Below are 20841 nucleotides of genomic sequence, written 5' to 3'. Positions count from 1 at the left end.
TCATTTCATGTGGAGATTTCTCGCAAACTCCACTATAATTACAGGACGGATAAAATATATGTTCGATTAATAGAAAGTAAGGAGCAAAAACAATGGACGGAAAAAAATTTGAACGGTTTGGATTAAAACCGTTTTTGCTAAAAACAGTCAATTCCCTCGGCTTTGCCTCTCCCACTGAAATCCAGGAGCAGATGATTCCGGCAGCTTTAAAGGGTGAAAGTGCCATAGGGCAATCCAGGACAGGGACAGGCAAAACCCATTCATACCTCTTGCCAATTATGCAAAAGCTCGAACCAGGCAGGCAAGAAGTCCAGGCAGTCATCACAGCTCCAACCAGGGAGCTTGCGACTCAGATTTATCAACAGTTTTTAAACGCGGCGGAGCAATACGAAGGACCGGAAAAAATAATCATCAAAAATTATATAGGCGGTACCGATAAGCAAAAAGCGATTGAGAAATTGAAGACACAGCCGCATATCGTAATTGGCACCCCATCACGTATTTTCGACTTGGTTAAGGAACAGGCTTTATTCGTCCATACATCGCGCACGCTCGTTATCGATGAAGCTGATCTTATGCTTGAGATGGGCTTTCTCGAAGATGTTGACAGAATCGCTTCCCGAATGCCTGAAAAGCTGCAGATGCTGGTTTTTTCAGCAACGATACCAGAAAAGCTCAAGCCTTTCTTGAAGAAATACATGGAAAATCCTAAATATATTCATATCCAGCCGGATAAGAAAGCTGCTGAAAACTTGGAGCATCTTCTGTTTCCATCAAGACACAGGGATAAAAAAGGCATCGTTTTTGAAATCCTCCAAGCTATAAATCCTTACCTTGCGATTGTTTTTACAAATACGAAAAAAATGGCTGACGAGGTTGCCGATTCCCTGATTGGAAAAGGGATGAAGGTAGGCAGGGTTCATGGCGATCTTAATCCGCGGGAACGGAAGAAGATGATGAAGCAAATTCAGGATTTGGAATACCAATACATTGTGGCCACAGATTTAGCTGCAAGGGGAATAGATATTGAGGGCGTCAGCCACGTAATCAATTATGAGCTGCCAACTGACCTTGACTTTTATATTCACCGCGTTGGCAGGACCGCCAGGGCTGGTTACTCTGGAATCGCGATTACGGTTTATGAACAATCAGATGAAGATGCTTTAAACAGGCTTGAGAAAATGGGCATTTCGTTCAAACATGTTGACTTGGGTAAGGAAGGGCTAATCGAAATAGGCGAACGGAATAAACGAAGAACACGTAAACGTACAGAAACAGAAATCGAGAAAACGGCCAAATCAATGGTAAGATCGCCTGAAAAAGTAAAACCTGGATATAAGAAAAAAATGAAAGCCGAAATGGATAAAATTAAAAAACGCCAAAATCGGCTAAGCAAAAAGAAATAAGCAGAATGTGCCATTAGCAGAAAAAGGAGAGGGGTTTATGTTGAAGATTGGCTCACACGTTTCAATGAGCGGTAAAGATATGCTTCTAGCGGCGAGCAGGGAAGCCGTTTCCTATGGGTCAAACACATTTATGATTTACACCGGTGCGCCGCAAAATACGAGGAGAAAGAAAATTGAAGAGCTGAATATCGAAGCCGGCAGAAAGCATATGGAGGAACATGGAATCGGCGATATTGTCGTCCATGCCCCCTACATCATTAATATTGGCAATACAACCAATCCGGCAACTTTTGAGCTTGGCGTTTCCTTTTTGCGCTCGGAAATTAACAGGACGGAGGCGATTGGTGCGAACCAAATCGTTCTTCACCCTGGAGCCCATGTCGGGGCTGGCACTGAAGCGGGGATTAAAAAAATCGTTGAGGGCCTGAACGAAGTGATTACCGGAAATGAAAAAGTGCAGGTTGCGCTTGAAACGATGGCAGGGAAGGGCTCGGAGTGCGGAAAGACATTCGAGGAACTGGCAATGATCATTGATGGAGTCAATTACAATGACCAGATTTCTGTTTGCTTTGATACATGCCATACGCATGATGCGGGTTATGACATTGTCAATGATTTCGATGGAGTGTTAAACGAGTTTGATAAAATTATCGGGATTGATCGGCTTAAGGTCCTTCATATCAATGACAGCAAAAATACGGTAGGAATGAGAAAGGACCGACATGAAAATATCGGTTATGGCCACATTGGCTTTAATGCCTTAAGCTACATCGTCCATCATCCGCAGCTTATCCATGTCCCAAAGATTCTTGAGACACCTTATATTGGGGAAGACAAGAAGAACCAGGCGCCTCCTTATAAACATGAGATTGAAATGCTGCGCAATAAAATTTTCAATCCGGAGTTAAAAGGAATTGCCGCAAACGTATAACGGACAATCCTAATTTCGGTAGAAAAGCCTCCTTCACATCGTGAAAGGAGGCTTTTCTACTATTTCGTAAATTGGATGAAAAGTTTGTTCACTTCTTTGGCGGTATCAGGACCGGCTATTTTTGCGATTTCCTTAATGATAGTTGCCCTTTGGCTGCTTTCGAAAATATTTACTTGTCTACCCCGTAAGTATCCGGCTATTTTTTCAGCCTGCGCGCGATTAATCGAAATGCCGAATTGATCTGCATATGTCAGCAATTCCCCAGCAGAAATCGTATTAATTTTATGATTGATAATATTTTCAAAAATCTTCATTCATATCACTCCCCATCCCTAATGTATGAGTGAAAGTGATAAACAGTGCCTTAATTTTAGATAAGAAAAGGTGGAGGGATGTGACGCCTTTACAGAATTGTATATGTGGGTTATACTACATAACGTAAATCGGAATGATTCTTATAATTAAGGTGATGTTATGGGCGATATGCCAATTATTGAAATAAAGGGACTTTCATACAGATATGAAAAAGAGATGGTCCTTGAAAATATTAATTTGTCTGTCCCAAGGGGAGCCTTTCTCGGCATTGTCGGCCCAAATGGTTCGGGGAAATCCACACTGTTAAAACTCCTTCTGGGCCTCATGCAACCCCAATCTGGTCAAATCCGTCTTTTTGGCAAGGATATAAAGGGTTTTACGGAGTGGGAGAAAATAGGATATGTCTCACAAAAGGCAAATTCCTTCAATTCAGGATTTCCTGCGACTGTCCATGAAGTTGTCTCGAGTGGGCTCACAAGAAAAATGGGCCTGTTCCGCTTTATGGGTGCGAAAGAGCGTAAAAAAGTTCACCAGGCCCTTGAATCTGTGGGAATGTCCAGTTTTTCCGGAAAAAATATTGGGGAACTGTCAGGTGGCCAGCAACAGCGGGTATTCATAGCCCGTGCTCTTGTCAGCGAGCCGGAACTGCTGATTCTTGATGAACCTACCGTTGGTGTCGATTCACGGCATGTCAACGCGTTTTATGAAATGCTGGAAGAGTTGAACAAACAGAGAGGGATCACTCTACTGCTTGTTACGCACGATATTGGGACAATTTCCGAAAAAGTAACACATGTCGCGTGCTTGAATAAACATCTTCATTTTCATGGCAATGCTGACGAGTTTGAAGATTTCGCAAAGCATGATTTCACCGATTTATACGGCCATGAAGTGCACCTTCTTAGCCATCACCACCATGGGGAGGCTGGAAGATGATCAGCGGACTGCTCAAGTATGAATTTTTGCAAAATGCATTTCTTTCAGGCGCCTTAATCGGAATGATTGCACCTTTATTGGGAGTATTCATTGTGGTTCGGAGGCTTTCCTTAATAGCCGATGCATTAAGCCATGTAACATTATCAGGAATCGCGGCAAGTCTGCTGCTTGAGAAAAAGCTGGGCCTTGCGGGCTCGTTAAATCCACTTTACATGGGAATGGCCTTTTCTGTCGGAGGATCGTTATTCATCGAAAAGCTGCGGAGTGTGTATAAACATTATCAGGAATTAGCCATTCCGATTATTCTTTCAGGCGGGATTGGGGCAGGCGTCATTTTCATTTCTTTGGCTGACGGCTTCAATGCCGATCTGTTCAGCTATTTATTCGGCAGTGTCACCGCCGTCAGCAGGGCGGATGTCTGGATTATCGCGGCAATTAGCGCTTTCGTTATTATTGTTATTGTGATGCTATATAAAGAACTGTTCCTGTTATCTTTTGATGAAGAGCATGCAAAGGCATCCGGGATAGCAGCCAAAGCCATTCATTTTATTTTTATTGTCATGGTGGCACTTGTCATTGCAGCCTCCATGAGAATAGTCGGTATTCTCCTTGTATCATCGCTCATGACACTTCCGGTTGCCGCCAGCATAAGGCTGGCAAAAGGGTTTAAGCAGGCAATTTTCCTGTCGATCATTTTTGGTGAATTGTCGGTCATGGGCGGCCTGTTTGCCGCTTATTATCTCGATTTGGCTCCAGGCGGGACGATTGTCATGCTTGCTATTGCCATCCTTTGTGGAGCGATTATCTTTAAAAAAATGGGTTTAAAGAGAATAAATCAGTAGGGGTGAGGATTGAATGGATGTTAATGAAGCCCTTGATTATTTGAAGGAGAAAGGATTTAAGCATACAGGCAAAAGGGAAGACATGCTACAGTTGTTCTCGGAAAGCGATAAGTATTTAACCGCCAAGGATGTTTTGGAACAACTTAAGGATGAGTATCCGGGCCTGAGTTTTGACACAATCTACCGAAACCTGTCCCTGTTTGCCCAACTGGGGATACTGGAAACAACTGATCTGTCCGGAGAAAAACACTTCAGATTCACGTGCTCCCGCAATTCGCACCACCATCATTTTATCTGCCTTGATTGCGGAAAGACAAAAGAACTGGGTACATGCCCAATGAACAGCCTAAGTGAAGATTTAAAAGGGTATGATGTTTCAGGGCATAAATTTGAAATTTATGGCCGTTGTCCGGAATGCAACTAAAAAAACAGCCACATGGCTGTTTTTTTAGTCCCATTTTTTGATCCATTCGTTTGCTTCGTTCCAATTTGTTACCCGGATGACCCCACTCGGTATCGGTTCGCGATTATAAGGGGTATCAAAGAGAAGTACCGGAATTCCGCATTCCTCGTGGATGGCGACGGCGTTGTCATGTTTATCCTCAAGAAAAAGCTCAATATTGTACTTTTTCGCCGTTGCAATTTTATTATGGGTTCCAATTAATTCAATATGATGGAACGCAAGTTCATTTTTTGTAAACCATTCCTTTGTTATTTCAAGCAGATGGGAGGCCCTTGCAGAAATGAAGTACAGCTCATATCTTTCCTTCCATTCGCCTAAAACCTCTTTGGCCCCTTCAGCGAGCGGGGATCGGGAATAAATTTCCGGCTCTGTATCAAAAAACCACGCAGCGAATTCATCCCTTGGAATATCAACAAGATGTAAAAGATCATATTCCTTCACATCTGAAAGAGTAACATTCAAGTTAAACGCTTTGTTTAAATATGGCAATATGCTCGAGGGGCTGGTCACTGTGCCATCAATGTCAATTCCTAATCTTTTCATAAAATAACTCCTTTTTCTGTTTGGCTCAGTTAAAGATGAGTGTTGATTTTCAAAGAAGTTGATTGGAACAGAGGGGGCTGACTCCGGCGGGATATAGCGGCACGTGGAGACCCCTCGAAAAGCGAAAGCGCCTTGTTCAGCCCCGACCAGCGCAGCGCTGGAGGGCCAGAAGGGGAAGTCGTTCTTTGACTTCACATTCGGGACCGAAGCGACCTCTAGGGGCCTAGGCGCTCCTCGAAAAAGCTATCGCTTTTTCTTCGTGCGTGGGTCTATGCTGCCGAAGCCTTCCCTGTGCAGCTGGCCAAACAGGCATCTAGGATGCCGAGGAGGCTCCATAAAGAGTGCTCCTGCGCCACAGACTATTCGAGGAAGTGAACCTTCAGCTCGTCGCAAAGCAACACGGAGCCAATTCATGGATGTTTCTCATGAAGTGGGTGCAGGTAGTTGCTTCGCCCCGCGGAAAGCATGTCCCCGGAGTGGAAATCAACAATCAAGGTAAACAGAGCCTTTTGTATAATACGGAGAACCTCTTCCATTTTACCAAAAAAAACTTTCCGATGTAGTCTATACAAAGATTGACATAGTAAAAAAACTTGGCCGGTAAACACTAATAAGGCTCCTACCTTTTGAAAGCGAGGGATTTAGGTGGCCGATCAATCAAGGGATATGGGTATGATGCAAAAAGATAGCAGCCGTCAGGAGGGAGCTTCTAATTATAATGAAGAAGTCTCCAATGAAACCATCTTGCTCCTTCCAGAGCCAAGTGGGACACACGGCATAAGGAACAACGCTTCCCGAGCAGCCGGGTACTATCCTAACCAGCGTGAAGAAACAGCGGCTGAGATTTCCGCTCCAGTGACTTTGAGAAATAATCAACGCCAGGACTCAAGGGACAGGCAGGATAATATGGATCGTGAGGCCGGCGGTTCAATGCTTGGCTTTACAGCACTTGCACTGTCTATTTTGTCATTGTTCTTTCTGCCTGTTTTATTGGGCATCGCTGGGATTGTACTTGGATTCATGGCTATGCGCCGAGGATCTTCAAAGGCGGGCGGCTGGGCCATTGGCATCGGAGCGGTTTCACTTATTATCGGTATGTTCATAACACCATTCTTTTAGTGTTTTCAGACAAGGGGCATGTAAAAAAAAGAGGCGCGGCGGAAGCCGGCCTCTTTCATTATATCCCTTGTTTTTCGAGTGCCTGTTTTTGGTAATACTCCTCAGCGAGGACATCGATTTCTTTTTTCAGTTCCTCAACCATTGTTTCTTCTGGAACTTTACGGATGATTTTTCCTTTGCGGAACAGCAGGCCTTCACCCCTGGCGCCGGCAATGCCGATATCCGCCTCCCGCGCCTCACCAGGACCATTGACAGCGCATCCGAGTACGGCAATTTTGATTGGTGCTTTTATTTTTTCGATATATTCCTCAACTTCATTAGCGATACTGATTAAATCTATTTCAATCCGGCCACAGGTCGGACAGGAAATAAGGGTTGCCGCGTTAGAGGAAAGGCCGAAAACCTTCAGCAGTTCACGCGCTACTTTTACCTCCTGAACTGGATCTGCGCTTAATGAAATCCTGAGCGTGTTCCCAATTCCTTTGCTCAAGATTGCGCCAAGTCCGGCCGCGCTTTTGACAGTACCAGAGAAAAGAGTCCCCGATTCAGTGATCCCAAGGTGAAGCGGGTAGTCAAACGCCCTTGCCGCCTTATCATAAGCTTCAATAGCCAGGTTGACATCAGAAGCCTTCATCGAAACGATAATATCGTGGAAGTCCAGGTCTTCAAGGATTTTGATATGATGGAGGGCGCTTTCGACCATTCCATCTGCAGTGGGATATCCGTATTTCTCAAGGATCCTTTTTTCAAGCGAGCCGGCATTGACACCAATTCGAATAGGGATTCCCCGCTCCTTCGCTGCTTTAACAACCGCCTCAACTTTTTCCCTCTTGCCTATGTTGCCGGGATTAATCCTGATTTTATCCGCGCCACCCTCAATAGCTTTCAAGGCCAGCTTATAATCAAAGTGGATATCAACAACAAGCGGTATATTGATCCGCTTCTTAATTTCGGCAATCGCATTGGCCGCGCGCTCATCCGGACATGCTACCCTGACAATTTGGCAGCCAGCGTCTTCCAGCCTTTTAATTTCAGCAACAGTCGCGTCGACATCATGCGTTTTAGTTGTGGTCATACTTTGTATAATAAGCTCGTTATTCCCGCCGATGGTGAGATTTCCTACTTTGACCGGCCGGGTTTTAGTACGATGAGTAATTTCATTCACTTGCAGTTCGCTCCTTTGCGTACTGATAGAAATATTAATTGCATTCAGGCAATACTATATTATTTTATCAGTACCACGGCAATCTTACAAGGCAAGGCGCTCATTTCATGAATCGCCGCCAGCATAGCTGGGGAATAAATATTCCTTTCCTATTTGAAGCTTTTCAGGTGTTACTCCAGGATTCAACACTTGAAAATCCTCGATCATTTTATTAATAGGGACGGGAACTTTTCCATGTTTTTGTTCTATGATGGACAAAAGGGTCTGGCCGGGCATGATTGTGGCTTTGTAAAAAGGGCGGTCAGGCGTTGATTCTTTCATTTCTTCGACTGGTTCCTCCTGCACATGCCTGTTCACTGGTAGCGTCCCTTTTGTCAAATCCGTGTATATGCTTAAGATTAATGTGAGAATTAATAGTGACACCGCCATTTTTTTCACAGGACAGGCCCCCAACTCGGATTTTTAACATATATATGACCAATTGGGATATTTAGAACAGTTTTTTTCATTAATCCAAAAGAAAACGCAGCTGCCGGCAAGGCGCTGCGTTTTCTGGTTATTTACTTATGCTGCTTTCTTCGGCGCAGGCGTTTCTTTTACAGCTAAATAAAGTACAATGGCGGAAGCGAGCCAGTTAATAAGGAATCCGCTTGGAACGACAGTTTTTATCGCTTCCATGATGGTGAAGAAGATGGTTGAGATTGTCACACTGTAGGCGGACATTCGCCATAAATGCCCATAATTAAGTCGTCTCCCGCCCATATTTTTCAACATCAATCCCATAACCGCCAAAACACTGACCTCGATGAATTTCATAGCTGATGAAACGAGAAGGACAAAGAAAAAGACGATTGGCAGGATGATATAATTGGCGCCATCCATCGCGGCAATAAAATCGACAAAATCCTGTTTCGACAATTCCGAACTATCGAGCATCGCATAGGAATATGACTGGACCCTGCCTCCCGCGGCCAGACCGAATTCATCCTTTAAAAATCCAAATGCATTGCCCATATCAGCCAAATCTGCCTGGCTTACTGAACCGGTGGGGTCAATAATAATAGAAAATTCGTCCCGTTTAATAGTGACCGGCATATTCAATTCAGTTTCAAGAATGCCATTCTTAATTTTGAAATCAGGCATTTCATCCCTGACGATTTCCTTAGCAGCTTCCAAACCTGTGTTAATCGCCACGCTGAAATGGTATATGGTGGGCAGGATAGATATAAAGGTAAGGAGGAAAACATATAAGATCGTTTTACCGATTCCCTGGAACCGGTAAATGGCAATGTCCCTTGGGGAATATAGGCTTTTGTATAATTGTTTAAAAATGTTCATTCTAACACTCCTAACATAATTCAGCATTTTCATTTTATCCTTCATTTCCAGTAATCACAAGCACAATTGATCAATGCTTGTTGAATGACTTACAAACTAGTGCTGACATATAATTATTCAGGAATGGGTAAAGGTGAAAAATAAAAAAGGGGCGAGGTAATGGACGCATTTATATTAGGGATCGTAATTGTTTTCTTTGTCATAGCATTTGTCGGGATATTTTTCCCCATTATACCAAGTGTTCTTTTTATATTTGCGGGTTTTTTAATTTACGGGCTGTTTATCTCCTTTGAACCATTCAACTGGTTTTTTTGGACGGTACAAATCCTGTTTACAATCCTCTTGTTCAGTGCGGATTATGCTGCTAATATGCTTGGGATAAAAAAATATGGGGGATCGCAAGCGGCTGTCTGGGGAAGTACCATTGGCTTGATTGTCGGGCCGTTTATTATTCCTTTTGCGGGAATCCTAATCGGCCCTTTTATTGGAGCAATCGTCGCTGAGCTGCTTATCCACAGAAAAGGATGGAGTGAAAGTTTGAAAATAGGCTTCGGTTCAGTTATAGGATTTATAAGTGGGGCTGCCGCAAAAACAATCATTCAAGCAGGGATGGTTGCTTATTTTCTTTTCACTGTGCTATAGGTATCTTGCAACTCAAAATGAAAAAAACCGGCATGCCTCGTTGATTCGGGCAGCCGGTTATTTAGTTCAATCCGCATATTTCGTGGGCACAATGTTGGCAGTCGACCTCGTCTCTTAAATAGGAAAGTTTTTTTACAGTGAACCTTTGCTGATCATAGGTGATAACACCCTTGTCCCTTAACTCCTTCAGGCTCCTTTGGATAACTTCCCTTGTCCCATAGGTAAGGTTGGCCAGTTCCTGATGTGTTAAAGGTAAATCAATTAGAATTCCATCGTCTGTAGGAATTCCGTAGGAATTGCAAAGACGGATCAAAATCGAATACAGGCCGCCTTTCTTTCCGTTCATTATTAAATCCTGGCATTTCATCTGGGCTTTTAAATAGGATGTGCTTAGCCAGGTAACAAGCGCGCTCATCGCATAAGGATCATTTGAGATGAACTCTTCGAATTGTTCCCGCTTAATGACAAGCAGTTCGCAATCTGAAAGTGCCTTGGCGGAGTAATGGTAGCGTGATGATGTCTTGAATAACTGGTATTCGACGATAATTTCTCTGGGATTCAATATTTTCAATATGAATTCCTTTCCTCTTAAATGTACACGGCCAATGGCAACACTGCCTTTTAAAACTACATAGATATTTTCGACCAAGTCCCGCTCATGGAAAATGACAGTCCCTGCTCTCATTTTCTGCACAGGTTCCCTATCACCAAAAAATTGGCTAAGTAAATTGTATAAAGACACGTTGTAATCTAGCATATCTGCCACTCCTTTTATTCCCTCACTTTGATTTAAGAAAATTACTTACAACATGTCAATATGGTTTTTACATATTATGGAACGTTGATGCGGGAAATATGACATAAATCGTTGACAACTCGCGGAAAATCTGACTATGACAATTTTTCGAATTTTATCGAGACACTAACATTCATTGGAGAAGTATGAAATGTTCCTATAAAGGGAAAAGTATCGATTAGCTCCGAGCATTTCATTTGAATCAGCAGAAAAACTTTGTTAATCTAAACCTGCAAAGCTTTATGAAAATTCAAAAAGCAAATTTATTACATAGGAGGAATTTATTATGGCATTTGAATTGCCGCAGCTTCCTTACGCATATGACGCGCTGGAGCCGCACATTGACAAGGAAACCATGAACATCCATCATACGAAGCACCATAACACATATGTGACTAACCTGAACAATGCTCTTGAAGGCAATGAGGAACTTCTTTCAAAAACAGTTGAGGAAGTCATCTCTAACCTGGATGCAGTACCAGAATCCGCAAGGACAGCTGTACGCAACAATGGCGGTGGCCATGCGAACCATAGCCTGTTCTGGCAACTCCTTTCCCCTAATGGCGGCGGCGAGCCTTCCGGCGAACTGGCAGAGGCATTAAAAAGCAAATTTGGCAGCTTTGAAAACTTTAAGGAAGAATTCGCAAAAGCAGCTACGACCAGATTTGGCTCCGGTTGGGCATGGCTTGCAGTGAATAATGGCGAGCTTGAATTGACAAGCACTCCAAACCAGGATTCTCCATTGATGGAAGGCAAGACTCCAATCCTGGGCCTTGATGTGTGGGAGCATGCCTACTATCTGAAATACCAGAACCGCCGTCCTGAATACATCAATAGCTTCTGGAACGTCGTTAACTGGGATGAAGTGGCTAAACGTTACAGCGAAGCTAAGTAATTTCTAAAGCCTGTTCATATAGGTATTAAAAAGGCAGAGTGAATCTGCCTTTTTTTATTTGCCCAAATGGAGGATTCCGAATTCCAAAGTATAGAAACCGCCAGCCTGTTGAAAACTACCGATATGAACAAAGGGAGTTTTCATATGAAGAAAAAAATAAAATTGCTGGACGATATCCCTTTTACAAGGGATTTGCTGCTGCTCCTTTCACTGGGCGGCCTTTATTCACTGAGTGTAGCTCTGTCAAATACATTTGTGAATATATATCTATGGAAACAATCGGGTGATTTTGCCAAAATCGGGCTTTATAACTTATCTATTGTTGTCATACAGCCGTTAACCTTTATCCTTGCTGGAAGATTGGCGAAAAAAGTGGACAGGGTGATTGTCCTTCGTGCAGGCGTGATTTTCATGGCACTCTTCTATATGGCAGTGTTGATGTCGGGTTCGCAAGCTTCACGCTACCTTTTCCTTCTTGGCTGCCTCCTGGGGGTAGGGTATGGTTTTTACTGGCTGGCATTTAATTTGTTGACGTTTGAAATTACAGAGCCGGATACAAGGGATTTTTTTAATGGGTTCATGGGTATTCTTTCTTCTGCTGGCGGTATGGTCGGTCCGGTAACGTCGGGTTTCATTATTACCAGGATTGGAAACTTCAAAGGGTATATGACAGTCTTCGGACTTTCCCTCACGCTCTTTTCTTTGGCTGTCGTACTAAGCTTTTTCCTGAAACGGAGACCGTCATCGGGAAGTTATTCCGTTATTGAAGCATTCAAGGAAAGAAAGAAAAATCAGAACTGGAAGCTCATCACAAACGCCCATGTTTTTCAGGGGCTTCGGGAAGGAACTTTTGTGTTTGTTATTTCGGTTTATGTATTTCTTTCAACCGGAAGCGAACTTTCCCTCGGGACATTCGGTATGATCAATTCCGGGGTTTCTTTTCTTGCTTATTATTTGGCAGCGCGGCTTATCAAGAAAAAACGAAGAAAGAAAGCAATATTATTAGGCGGGATGATTCTATATGCGAGCGTATTCCTGATTTTTAAAGATGTTACATTTCCAAAACTTTTGCTGTACGGCGCTTCCATTGCGATTGCTTATCCAATTTTGCTTGTCCCTTATATGTCCATTACTTACGATGTGATAGGAACCAGTAGGAATGCCGCAGAGAGGCGGGTAGAATATATCGTTGTCAGGGAAGTTTTCCTCAATGCGGGAAGAATCCTTTCAATTAGCCTGTTTCTATTTGCGGTTACTGTTTTCGACTGGAAAAACAGCCTGCCGGTTTTGCTTCTAATCCTAGGGGGAGGCCATACTTTCATTTATTTTTTCCTTAGGAAAGTCCACTTATCGACATCTTAAAAACATGTGAATATGTAATTGGTCAGCGCTTCTGAACATTACTTCGGCAAGCCGCGAATTTCAATTATTGGAAAGTGGTTCCAGATAGAAAAATAATTCAATATCAGCTAGAATAAGGATAATGAATTATTTATGGGGAAGTGTGGGCATATGGTAACACAAAAGAAGAAAAAGAAAAGGCCGCTAGTTCCGTTCAGGCTGAATATATTGTTTTTCGCAGTTTTTATCCTTTTTTCGATGCTGATTCTCAGGCTGGGAATTGTACAGATCGTTTATGGGGATGACTTTAAAAGGGAAATTGAGCGGACTGAGGATGTAACGGTGAAAAACCCGGTGCCACGGGGAAAGATGTTTGACAGGAATGGGAAAGTTATTGTAGATAATACCCCCCTAAATGCCATCACTTATACAAAATACCAGAATACGACCCAGGAAGAAATGCTTGAGGTTGCCGAAAAGCTTGCCGGTATGATTGAAAAGGATACTAAAAAGGTTCAGGTCAGGGACAAAATAGACTTCTGGCTGATGAAACACCCGGAAGAGGCCAAGAAGAAGATCACCAAAAAAGAATGGGATTTGTACGAGAATAAAGAACTGACCGATAAAGAGCTATACAAACTGCAGGTGGATCGTGTCACGGAAGAGGAAATAAACAGCCTGACAGCTTCGGAGCTTGAAGTACTCGCGATATTCCGCGAATTCAATTCCGGTTATGCCCAGTCAGCGCAAATTGTAAAAAATGAAGGCGTTACACCTGAAGAGTTCGCGATAGTTAGTGAGAATCTTGAAGAACTGCCAGGCGTCGATACAACGACAGACTGGAAGCGCGATTATACGCAAGGGGATACGTTAAAAACCATTCTAGGCAACGTAACGACTTCGGACAGGGGTGTACCGAAGGAACAGCTCGATTATTACCTGTCCAGGGACTATAGCCGTAACGACCGGGTAGGGATCAGCTATATTGAAAAGCAATATGAAGAAGTCCTTCAAGGCCAGAAAGCGAAAGTCAAGAATAAAACCGACAAGGGCGGAAACATCCTTGGAACTGAAGTCATATCAGAAGGAAAACGCGGTAAAGACCTTGTCTTGACAATTGATATGGAGCTTCAGAAGGCAGTGGAGAAAATACTCGAAGATGAATTGAAAGAAGCAAAACGAAGTGGAAATACTAGGCTGCTCGACCGCGGTTTTGTTGTCCTGACCAACCCTTATACAGGTGAAATCCTGGCGATGGCAGGGAAAAAGTGGGAAAAGAACCCGGCGACCGGAAAATATGAATGGAGCGATTATGCTTATGGCACGTTCGCGACATCCTATAATGTCGGATCTGCCGTAAAAGGGGCGACCGTCTATACCGGTTTTCAGGAAGGCGTAATCAGGCCCGGCTCTGTGATTACTGACAAGCCATTGTATATTAAGGATACGCCGGTAAAAGCATCATGGCGCAGGAGCGGATTTGGGCCGATCAGCGACTTGCGTGCGTTACAGGTATCTTCAAACGTTTATATGTTCGAAATTGCAATCAGACTTGGAAATGGCCATTATGTTGCTCACCGGCCGCTTCCAATGGATATAAAGTCATTTTATAAAATGCGAGAATCTTTCGCTCAATTCGGTCTTGGTGTCCGCACCGGGATTGACTTGCCAAGTGAGTCTGCAGGCTTTACAGGAGCCTTGGAAAATGGCAAGCAGCTTGACCTTGCCATCGGGCAGTACGACACGTATACCGCGATGCAGCTTGCCCAATACGTTTCGACCATAGCGAATGGAGGAACCAGGGTCCAACCGCATATCGTCAAGGAAATCAGGGAGCCGATCATGGAATCGGAGGAACTCGGACCAGTCATCCAGGAAATCCAGCCTAAGGTCCTGAATAAATTGGACGGCAAAGAAGAATGGCTGAAACGTGTCCAGACTGGTTTCAAGATGGTCATGCAGGGCGACGGCACAGCTGCAAGGGCATTTGCGGGTGCCAAATACAGACCAGCAGGAAAAACGGGAACAGCCGAGGCGTTTTATGATGGATTTGAACGGAGCCGATTCGGAAAAATCCCACCTGAGGTCATGAACCTTAGCCTCGTCAGTTATGCTCCGTCTGATAAGCCGGAAGTTGCGATGGCAGTGCTCATTCCATGGGCCTACCAGGGGAACAGCGGCCACTCTGCCAATACTAAAATTGGCAAAAAGGTCCTCGACACTTACTTTGAGCTTCAGAAAAAACGCGCGTCCGGTGAAAACGCGGAGAATAATACCCCGAAAGAAGGTACAGCTGAAGAGCAAGCTGCTTCAGGCCAATAATTTAAAATGATCAAAGTAAACTGCATTCCGATTGTCGGATCAAACCGACAGCCGGGTGCAGTTTTTATTTTTGTATAGGCTCAGTTAAAGGTAAGTGTTGATTTTCAAGAAGTTGATTGGAACGAAGGGGACTGACTCCGGCGGGATGGAGCGGCACGTGGAGACCCCACAGGCGTCTAAGAGGCCGAGGAGGCTCCATAAAGAGTGCTCCTGTGCCACAGACTATTCGAGGAAGTGAACCTTCAGCTCGTCGCAAAGCAACACGAAGCCAATTCATGGATGTTTCTCATGAAGAAAAAACAGATAGATGCTTCGCCCCGCGGAAAGCATGTCCCCGGAGTGGAAATCAACAATCAAGGATAATAGAGCCTTTGAATAAAAAACTCCATTAAAAAGAAAGATAAATTTACAAAACATTAACACTCAATTAAAACGCAATTAACAGTCAACCCTTAATCTGTACATGTAAGGAAAAACATATTCCAGGGGGTACACGTTCATGAGTCTTATGAAAAAACTAGGATTACCAATCATTCTTATCGCAATGATGGCTGTATTGGCAGCCTGCGGAGGGGAAGACAAAAAGGGCAATGCTGGCAACTTGGAGGGCAGCGTTGTCATAGATGGATCAGGAACTGTTTATCCTTTTATGGCCAAGATGGCTGAAAACTACATGACAAACGAACAAGAAGATGTTTCTGTCGAAGTAAGCCGAGCTGGTACATCAGCCGGGTTTAAAAAATTCCTTGTTAAAGACGGAACAGATTTTAATAATGCTTCCAGGTCTATAAAAGATGAGGAAAAGGCGGAAGCCGAGAAACTGGGAATTGATGTTCAGGAATTAAAAGTCGCCCTTGATGGGATCACAATTGTTATCAATAAAGACAATGACTGGGCTAAAGAGCTGACACAGCAGGAAATCATCGATATTTTCACAGAAGGAAAAGGAAAGAAAAACTGGTCTGACGTAAGACCGGAATTCCCGAAGGAGCCAATCAAAACATATGGACCGAATGAAAACCACGGTACCTATGAATTTATGTTTGAAAAAATCCTTGAAGAACAGCCGCTTCCGGAAGCAATCAATCTCCAGCAAGACTATTCTACGTTAGTGGATCTTGTTTCAAAGGATAAAAACGCAATCGGGTTCTTTGGTTATGGATACTACGAAAATAATAAAGACAAGCTGACCGCTGTAAAAGTCGATTTTGGCAAAGGCCCGGTTGAGCCATCATTGGAAACGATTAAGGAAAACGGAGACTATGCAGCATTTACCCGTCCGGTCTTCACCTATTTGAATGTTAATCATGCTAAAGATAAAGCCGAAGTTTTGGATTATGCGGTTTATATGATGAATAATGCCCAGGATGTCGCAAAGGAAACGGGTTTTGCCCCGTTGTCTGATGAGGATAAAAAAGCTGCCCTGGATGCACTACAACAGTTGAAAAAGTAATACTCGAGCCCAGTGCCAAAAGATGAGAAGCCATTTTCTCATCTTTTGCCTTGGTACGGGTTGATTTGTAAGAGGTGAAAGGGGTTTACAGTATGGATAAAACTTCTGGGGTGAAAAAACTGAACATAAGCGGACAGATACTTGAAAAGAAAAAGGCTGTCAGCTTTGGAAACTTTATCGAAAAACTAATACCAAAAATCCTTTTGGGCATTGCCGCTATCTCGGTCTTGACAACAATAGGGATTGTCATCACCTTGTTGACTGAAACAGTTTTATTCTTCAAAGAAGTCTCTTTTTTCGATTTTTTTACGGGCACCAAGCTTAAACCGCTTGGAAAGGATGCGGTTTTCGGAGTCCTTCCATTATTAACGGGGACGGTTCTGTCTTCAGCAATCGCGATGGTTGTTGCGGTGCCAATCGGCGTCATGACAGCTGTCTTTCTAAGTGAGTATGCATCAGAGAAATTAAGAAAAACCTTGAAACCAATACTCGAAATCCTCGCAGGAATTCCGACGATTGTATATGGATTCTTTGCGTTTACATTTGTCACTCCTTTGTTGCGGTCCTTTATTCCCGGTTTGGAACCGACGAACATTCTTAGCCCGGGAATTGTGATGGGCATTATGATCATTCCTATGGTCGCCTCACTTTCGGAAGACGCCATGAATGCGGTGCCCAATGCAATGAGGGAAGGTGCGCTTGCCCTCGGTGCGACAAAACTGGAAGTAACGAGAAGGGTCGTCATTCCGGCTGCGATGTCCGGAATAATTGCTTCCTTTGTGCTCGGAGTTTCGCGTGCGGTTGGTGAGACGATGATTGTGGCAATCGCGAGCGGAAGTTCAAAAAACTTCACATTTGATGTTACCCAGTCCATGCAGACAATGACAGCCTATATTGTTGAGGTGACTGGCGGGGAAGCGGCAGCCGGTACTACCCTTTATTACAGTCTGTATGCGGTAGCGATGACGCTGTTTGTCTTTACGCTCCTGATGAATTGGGCGGCGGGATATGTGTCACGGAAATTCAGGGAGGAATATTAAATGAAATATGTTGACCCTTCACAGGTGAAAAAGAAAATGGGGACGCGCCTGTTTGCCAACAATCTCGCAAAATTCTTGTTCCTCCTTGCGACTCTTTTTGGCATTGTGGTTTTGGCTATCCTCATTTATCGGGTAGTCTCAGACAGCATGGGCTGGATTGATAAAGATTTTTTATTGAACAAGCTGTCAACTGATCCAGAAAGGGCCGGAATTCTTGGGGCTATTTATGGGACACTTTGGCTGATGGCGGTTGTCGCGCCTGCAACGATGATTCTCGGCGTAGGAACGGCGATTTATTTAGAGGAGTATGCGAAAAAAGGCAAGCTTCAATCATTTATCCAAACGAATATTTCCAATTTGGCGGGTGTCCCGTCAGTTGTTTTCGGGATTCTCGGCTTGACGGTCTTTGTCCGTGCCCTTGATTTAGGCTCGGTTGTTCTTGCCGGCGGATTGACAATGGCTCTTCTTGTCCTCCCTGTTGTTGTGGTTGCGAGCCAGGAGGCAATCAGGGCAGTCCCTCAATTTTTAAGGGAAGCTTCATATGGAATGGGAGCAACGAAATGGCAAACCATTCAGAATGTTGTATTGCCGGCCGCTTTGCCGGGAATATTGACAGGGGTCATACTGGCACTGTCAAGAGCCGTCGGAGAAACTGCTCCGCTAGTCGTTATTGGCATACCAGCACTTTTAATACCACTGCCGGATGGCATCCTTGATAAATTCACAGTTTTGCCAGTCCAAATTTATTATTGGACGGTTGACTCCGCCTTAACAGCAGAGTATGCGAATCTGGCCGCGGCGACAATCGTCATCCTGCTTCTTGTTCTTTTTGCCATGAACTCAATTGCTATCATGATTCGAAACAAATTCCAAAAAAGATTTTAAGGCTGGGGGGAATCGGTAATGAAACTAGGGACACTAGAAAGCACTGCAGTAAAAAGTGAAAATCATCAGGGAAATTCAGGCCAGCCTGTTTTCCAAACAAAGGATCTTAACCTTTGGTATGGCGAAGGGCATGCCTTGAAAAATATTAATCTGGATATAAACGAAAATGAAGTCACCGCAATTATTGGACCATCAGGATGCGGTAAATCAACTTTTATTAAGACGTTGAACAGAATGGTCGAGCTTGTGCCTTCAGTTAGGACATCAGGCGAAATCATGTACAGGGGAAGGAATATTCTCAAAAAGGAATTCCTGGTGGAGGACTTACGGACCAGGGTCGGGATGGTATTTCAAAAGCCGAACCCATTCCCGAAATCCATTTATGAAAATATTGCCTATGGACCAAAAATACATGGCATCAGAAATAAAAAAATTCTCGACGAAATTGTCGAGCAGAGCTTAAGGGGAGCAGCAATTTGGGATGAAGTGAAGGACAGGCTCCATCAAAACGCCTATGGACTCTCAGGTGGGCAACAGCAGCGTCTTTGCATCGCACGCTGCCTGGCGATTGAACCTGATGTAATTTTAATGGATGAACCAACCTCGGCACTTGATCCAATCTCTACATTGAAAGTAGAAGAACTTGTACAGGAATTGAAGAAGGATTTCAGTATCATAATCGTCACCCACAATATGCAGCAAGCTGCAAGGATCTCGGACAAGACAGCATTCTTCCTGAATGGGGAGGTCGTTGAATTTGCCGAAACGGGCAAAATATTCTCTAATCCTTCGGATAAGCGGACGGAAGATTATATAACTGGTCGATTTGGTTAATGGAAAATCATTTGGATGGGGTGAAAAGGATGGGGACCAGGACAAATTTTGATAGTAATTTAACTCATTTGAAGGAATTGCTTATGGAGATGGCGGAGCTTTCCAAAATCGCAGTTGAAGCAGCAATTGAAGCGCTTATATCACAAAACACTGAGAATGCGGAAAAAGTGGTTAGGAATGATAGGGAAATAGATGAACTCGATTTGCATATCAATGAAAAAGCCATGCTTCTGATTGCGACAGAGTCGCCGGTTGCATCTGATTTAAGAACTATTATTTCTGTTCTCAAAATTTCATCCGAAATTGAAAGAATCGCCGACAATGCCGTAAATATCGCCAAATCAGCGTTGCATATCGGAAAGGAAAAGCATATTAAAGAAATTAAGGATATTCCGGTAATGAAGGATTTGGCTCTGGAAATGCTTGACTGTTCGTTAAAGTCATTATTCCTGAAAGACGCAGCCATGGCTGCCGAGTGCGCAAAGATTGACGACCAGGTGGATGAGATGTACGGGCGGCTTGTCCATGAATTGCTGGGCTATATCCCGGGCAACCCCGGAGCAACAAATCAAATTGCACAAATGGCATTTACATGCAGATATATAGAACGAATCGGAGACCATTGCACTAACATCGCCGAGCAAGTCGTATATTTAGTAACAGGAAAACAATCTGAATTAAACCGTTAAAAACAAATAGAGAAAATATGTCAAAATTCCTTAAAAGATAGTGGGGAATTTGTCGTAAAAACACTGAAAAAATTTTTTTCGGTGAGAGAAAAGCTAAGTGATGCGACAAGGCAATTTCCGACAAAATGCGTTCATTGTCCGCCTCTGAAACAGGTGCTACCATAAATAGTATAAATGCCGGTCATAAAAGCGGGCCGAATAAATAGAATGGTAGTTATCTAAAAAGGCGGTTGTTGGAATGTTGAAAACAAATGTAGAGTGTAGGCCAGAAATAATACAAAGTGGCTTGCAGCCGGTTCCCCAAATTGAAAAGCTAGCTTTGGCTACTGGCTTATGGATTTCAGGGAATGTTTATTGGAGCTGCGGCCGCACGGAAATCGTCTTGATGAAGGAAGAAATTTCATTAAAAATATTTGTGGAACAGCCCCATTCCAAAATAACGATGCTGAACTATTTTGTTTGCAACCATGGCAAAGCAGAGAAACAAGTGAAAATTTTGGCCATGCAATATGGACAATCCGCTCTTAAGGAGCACTTTGCCTTCGTATCTCCTGCGGATGAGATAGTTTTCCACCTAATGGACAAGCATTTATTTCTCGTTGACGGCCGCTCGGGTCCTGAAGGGAATTGGGAGCTGACGGTGGTTCCTTCATGGCATGCCAGCTTGGACGGGATATGGGGAAGCAAGGAAAAAGGGACATTAAAATATAACCCGATGGCAAAAGGAAACCCCGCAAGCATTTTGTCCAACGATACCATAATTCTACCTGGCAACACTGTCCGAGCATGTACATGGTTGATCTCTGGAAAGGATAAAAATGAACTGCTTGCCTTGAATAAAGCACTTTTGAAAAACAGACTAGCAATTCCGAAAGAAAAATGATAT

General features: G+C 43.6%; 24 protein-coding genes. 18 read left to right on the top strand and 6 right to left on the bottom strand.

Annotated elements, in window-relative coordinates:
* Window positions 1-92: 92 nt before the first annotated feature.
* Window positions 93-1406, top strand: coding sequence for a DEAD/DEAH box helicase (locus tag BN1002_RS13220; protein ID WP_048825560.1), 1314 nt, complete (start codon window positions 93-95; stop codon window positions 1404-1406).
* A 37-nt stretch (window positions 1407-1443) separates the two neighbouring features.
* Window positions 1444-2337 carry a deoxyribonuclease IV gene (locus tag BN1002_RS13215; RefSeq protein WP_048825559.1) on the top strand — a complete coding sequence of 298 codons (894 nt, stop codon included), beginning with the start codon at window positions 1444-1446 and terminating at the stop codon, window positions 2335-2337.
* A 59-nt stretch (window positions 2338-2396) separates the two neighbouring features.
* On the opposite strand, the gene BN1002_RS13210 is transcribed toward BN1002_RS13215, so the two are convergent.
* Window positions 2397-2651 (bottom strand): DUF2624 domain-containing protein, encoded by a 255-nt coding sequence (locus BN1002_RS13210; protein ID WP_048825557.1) that lies wholly within the window; start codon window positions 2649-2651, stop codon window positions 2397-2399.
* A gap of 160 nt (window positions 2652-2811) precedes the next feature.
* On the opposite strand from BN1002_RS13210, the gene BN1002_RS13205 reads away from it, so the two are divergent.
* Genes BN1002_RS13205 through BN1002_RS13195 form a run of 3 tightly spaced genes read left to right on the top strand, consistent with a single transcriptional unit; the run spans window position 2812 to window position 4854 of the window.
* Window positions 2812-3588 (top strand): metal ABC transporter ATP-binding protein, encoded by a 777-nt coding sequence (locus tag BN1002_RS13205; RefSeq protein WP_048825555.1) that lies wholly within the window; start codon window positions 2812-2814, stop codon window positions 3586-3588.
* Window positions 3585-4430: a metal ABC transporter permease gene (locus BN1002_RS13200; RefSeq protein WP_048825553.1), complete on the top strand. Its 846-nt coding sequence runs from the start codon at window positions 3585-3587 to the stop codon at window positions 4428-4430. The genes BN1002_RS13205 and BN1002_RS13200 overlap by 4 nt, the downstream gene beginning before the upstream one ends.
* A gap of 13 nt (window positions 4431-4443) precedes the next feature.
* The gene (locus BN1002_RS13195; protein ID WP_048825551.1) at window positions 4444-4854 is read left to right on the top strand and encodes a zinc uptake transcriptional repressor Zur; all 411 of its coding nucleotides are present in this window, start codon (window positions 4444-4446) and stop codon (window positions 4852-4854) included.
* A 24-nt stretch (window positions 4855-4878) separates the two neighbouring features.
* On the opposite strand, the gene BN1002_RS13190 is transcribed toward BN1002_RS13195, so the two are convergent.
* On the bottom strand, window positions 4879-5436 hold the full coding sequence (locus tag BN1002_RS13190) for a 5' nucleotidase, NT5C type (RefSeq protein WP_048825548.1): 558 nt from the start codon (window positions 5434-5436) through the stop codon (window positions 4879-4881).
* 341 nt (window positions 5437-5777) lie between these two features.
* Here BN1002_RS13190 and BN1002_RS13185 point away from each other — a divergent pair, with 341 nt between their 5' ends.
* Window positions 5778-5999 (top strand): hypothetical protein, encoded by a 222-nt coding sequence (locus BN1002_RS13185; RefSeq protein ID WP_048825546.1) that lies wholly within the window; start codon window positions 5778-5780, stop codon window positions 5997-5999.
* 82 nt (window positions 6000-6081) lie between these two features.
* Entirely contained in the window at window positions 6082-6555 is a 474-nt protein-coding gene (locus tag BN1002_RS13180; protein WP_148362775.1) for a DUF4190 domain-containing protein, read from the top strand.
* Between the two features lie 58 nt (window positions 6556-6613).
* Here BN1002_RS13180 and ispG read toward each other — a convergent pair whose 3' ends face one another.
* The 3 genes from ispG to BN1002_RS13165 form a co-directional block, all read right to left on the bottom strand.
* On the bottom strand, window positions 6614-7726 hold the full coding sequence (gene ispG / locus BN1002_RS13175; RefSeq protein ID WP_148362774.1) for a flavodoxin-dependent (E)-4-hydroxy-3-methylbut-2-enyl-diphosphate synthase: 1113 nt from the start codon (window positions 7724-7726) through the stop codon (window positions 6614-6616).
* A gap of 99 nt (window positions 7727-7825) precedes the next feature.
* A complete protein-coding gene (locus tag BN1002_RS13170) occupies window positions 7826-8158 on the bottom strand; it encodes a hypothetical protein (RefSeq protein ID WP_048825544.1) in 333 nt (110 codons plus the stop codon).
* Between the two features lie 126 nt (window positions 8159-8284).
* Window positions 8285-9058, bottom strand: a complete 774-nt coding sequence (locus tag BN1002_RS13165) for a DUF1189 domain-containing protein (RefSeq protein ID WP_048825542.1) — start codon at window positions 9056-9058, stop codon at window positions 8285-8287.
* Window positions 9059-9217: 159 nt separating this feature from the next.
* On the opposite strand from BN1002_RS13165, the gene BN1002_RS13160 reads away from it, so the two are divergent.
* Window positions 9218-9700: a DUF456 domain-containing protein gene (locus BN1002_RS13160; protein ID WP_048825540.1), complete on the top strand. Its 483-nt coding sequence runs from the start codon at window positions 9218-9220 to the stop codon at window positions 9698-9700.
* A 61-nt stretch (window positions 9701-9761) separates the two neighbouring features.
* Here BN1002_RS13160 and BN1002_RS13155 read toward each other — a convergent pair whose 3' ends face one another.
* Window positions 9762-10457: a Crp/Fnr family transcriptional regulator gene (locus tag BN1002_RS13155; protein WP_048825538.1), complete on the bottom strand. Its 696-nt coding sequence runs from the start codon at window positions 10455-10457 to the stop codon at window positions 9762-9764.
* Window positions 10458-10782: 325 nt separating this feature from the next.
* Here BN1002_RS13155 and BN1002_RS13150 point away from each other — a divergent pair, with 325 nt between their 5' ends.
* From BN1002_RS13150 to BN1002_RS13110, 10 genes are all read left to right on the top strand, one after another.
* Complete coding sequence (locus tag BN1002_RS13150) at window positions 10783-11391, top strand: superoxide dismutase (protein WP_048825536.1); 609 nt, start codon at window positions 10783-10785, stop codon at window positions 11389-11391.
* Between the two features lie 144 nt (window positions 11392-11535).
* Complete coding sequence (locus tag BN1002_RS13145; protein WP_048825533.1) at window positions 11536-12753, top strand: MFS transporter; 1218 nt, start codon at window positions 11536-11538, stop codon at window positions 12751-12753.
* 150 nt (window positions 12754-12903) lie between these two features.
* Window positions 12904-15054 (top strand): peptidoglycan D,D-transpeptidase FtsI family protein, encoded by a 2151-nt coding sequence (locus tag BN1002_RS13140; RefSeq protein ID WP_048825530.1) that lies wholly within the window; start codon window positions 12904-12906, stop codon window positions 15052-15054.
* A gap of 204 nt (window positions 15055-15258) precedes the next feature.
* Window positions 15259-15417, top strand: a complete 159-nt coding sequence (locus BN1002_RS23770; protein WP_156129719.1) for a hypothetical protein — start codon at window positions 15259-15261, stop codon at window positions 15415-15417.
* A 136-nt stretch (window positions 15418-15553) separates the two neighbouring features.
* A complete protein-coding gene (locus BN1002_RS13135; RefSeq protein WP_048825528.1) occupies window positions 15554-16507 on the top strand; it encodes a PstS family phosphate ABC transporter substrate-binding protein in 954 nt (317 codons plus the stop codon).
* Between the two features lie 92 nt (window positions 16508-16599).
* A complete protein-coding gene (pstC, locus tag BN1002_RS13130) occupies window positions 16600-17547 on the top strand; it encodes a phosphate ABC transporter permease subunit PstC (RefSeq protein ID WP_048825527.1) in 948 nt (315 codons plus the stop codon).
* A complete protein-coding gene (pstA, locus tag BN1002_RS13125; protein WP_048825525.1) occupies window positions 17548-18432 on the top strand; it encodes a phosphate ABC transporter permease PstA in 885 nt (294 codons plus the stop codon). It begins immediately after the preceding gene.
* 18 nt (window positions 18433-18450) lie between these two features.
* On the top strand, window positions 18451-19266 hold the full coding sequence (pstB, locus tag BN1002_RS13120; protein ID WP_048825523.1) for a phosphate ABC transporter ATP-binding protein PstB: 816 nt from the start codon (window positions 18451-18453) through the stop codon (window positions 19264-19266).
* A 29-nt stretch (window positions 19267-19295) separates the two neighbouring features.
* Window positions 19296-19955 carry a phosphate signaling complex protein PhoU gene (gene phoU / locus BN1002_RS13115; RefSeq protein WP_048827939.1) on the top strand — a complete coding sequence of 220 codons (660 nt, stop codon included), beginning with the start codon at window positions 19296-19298 and terminating at the stop codon, window positions 19953-19955.
* A gap of 238 nt (window positions 19956-20193) precedes the next feature.
* Window positions 20194-20838, top strand: coding sequence for a hypothetical protein (locus BN1002_RS13110; RefSeq protein WP_048825521.1), 645 nt, complete (start codon window positions 20194-20196; stop codon window positions 20836-20838).
* Window positions 20839-20841: the final 3 nt, after the last annotated feature.

Source organism: Bacillus sp. B-jedd (genome assembly GCF_000821085.1).
In the GTDB taxonomy this organism is placed as follows: Bacteria; Bacillota; Bacilli; order Bacillales; family Cytobacillaceae; genus Bacillus_D.
Note: the sequence above shows the minus strand (reverse complement) of the source record. Positions and strands in the feature narration are given on the sequence as shown.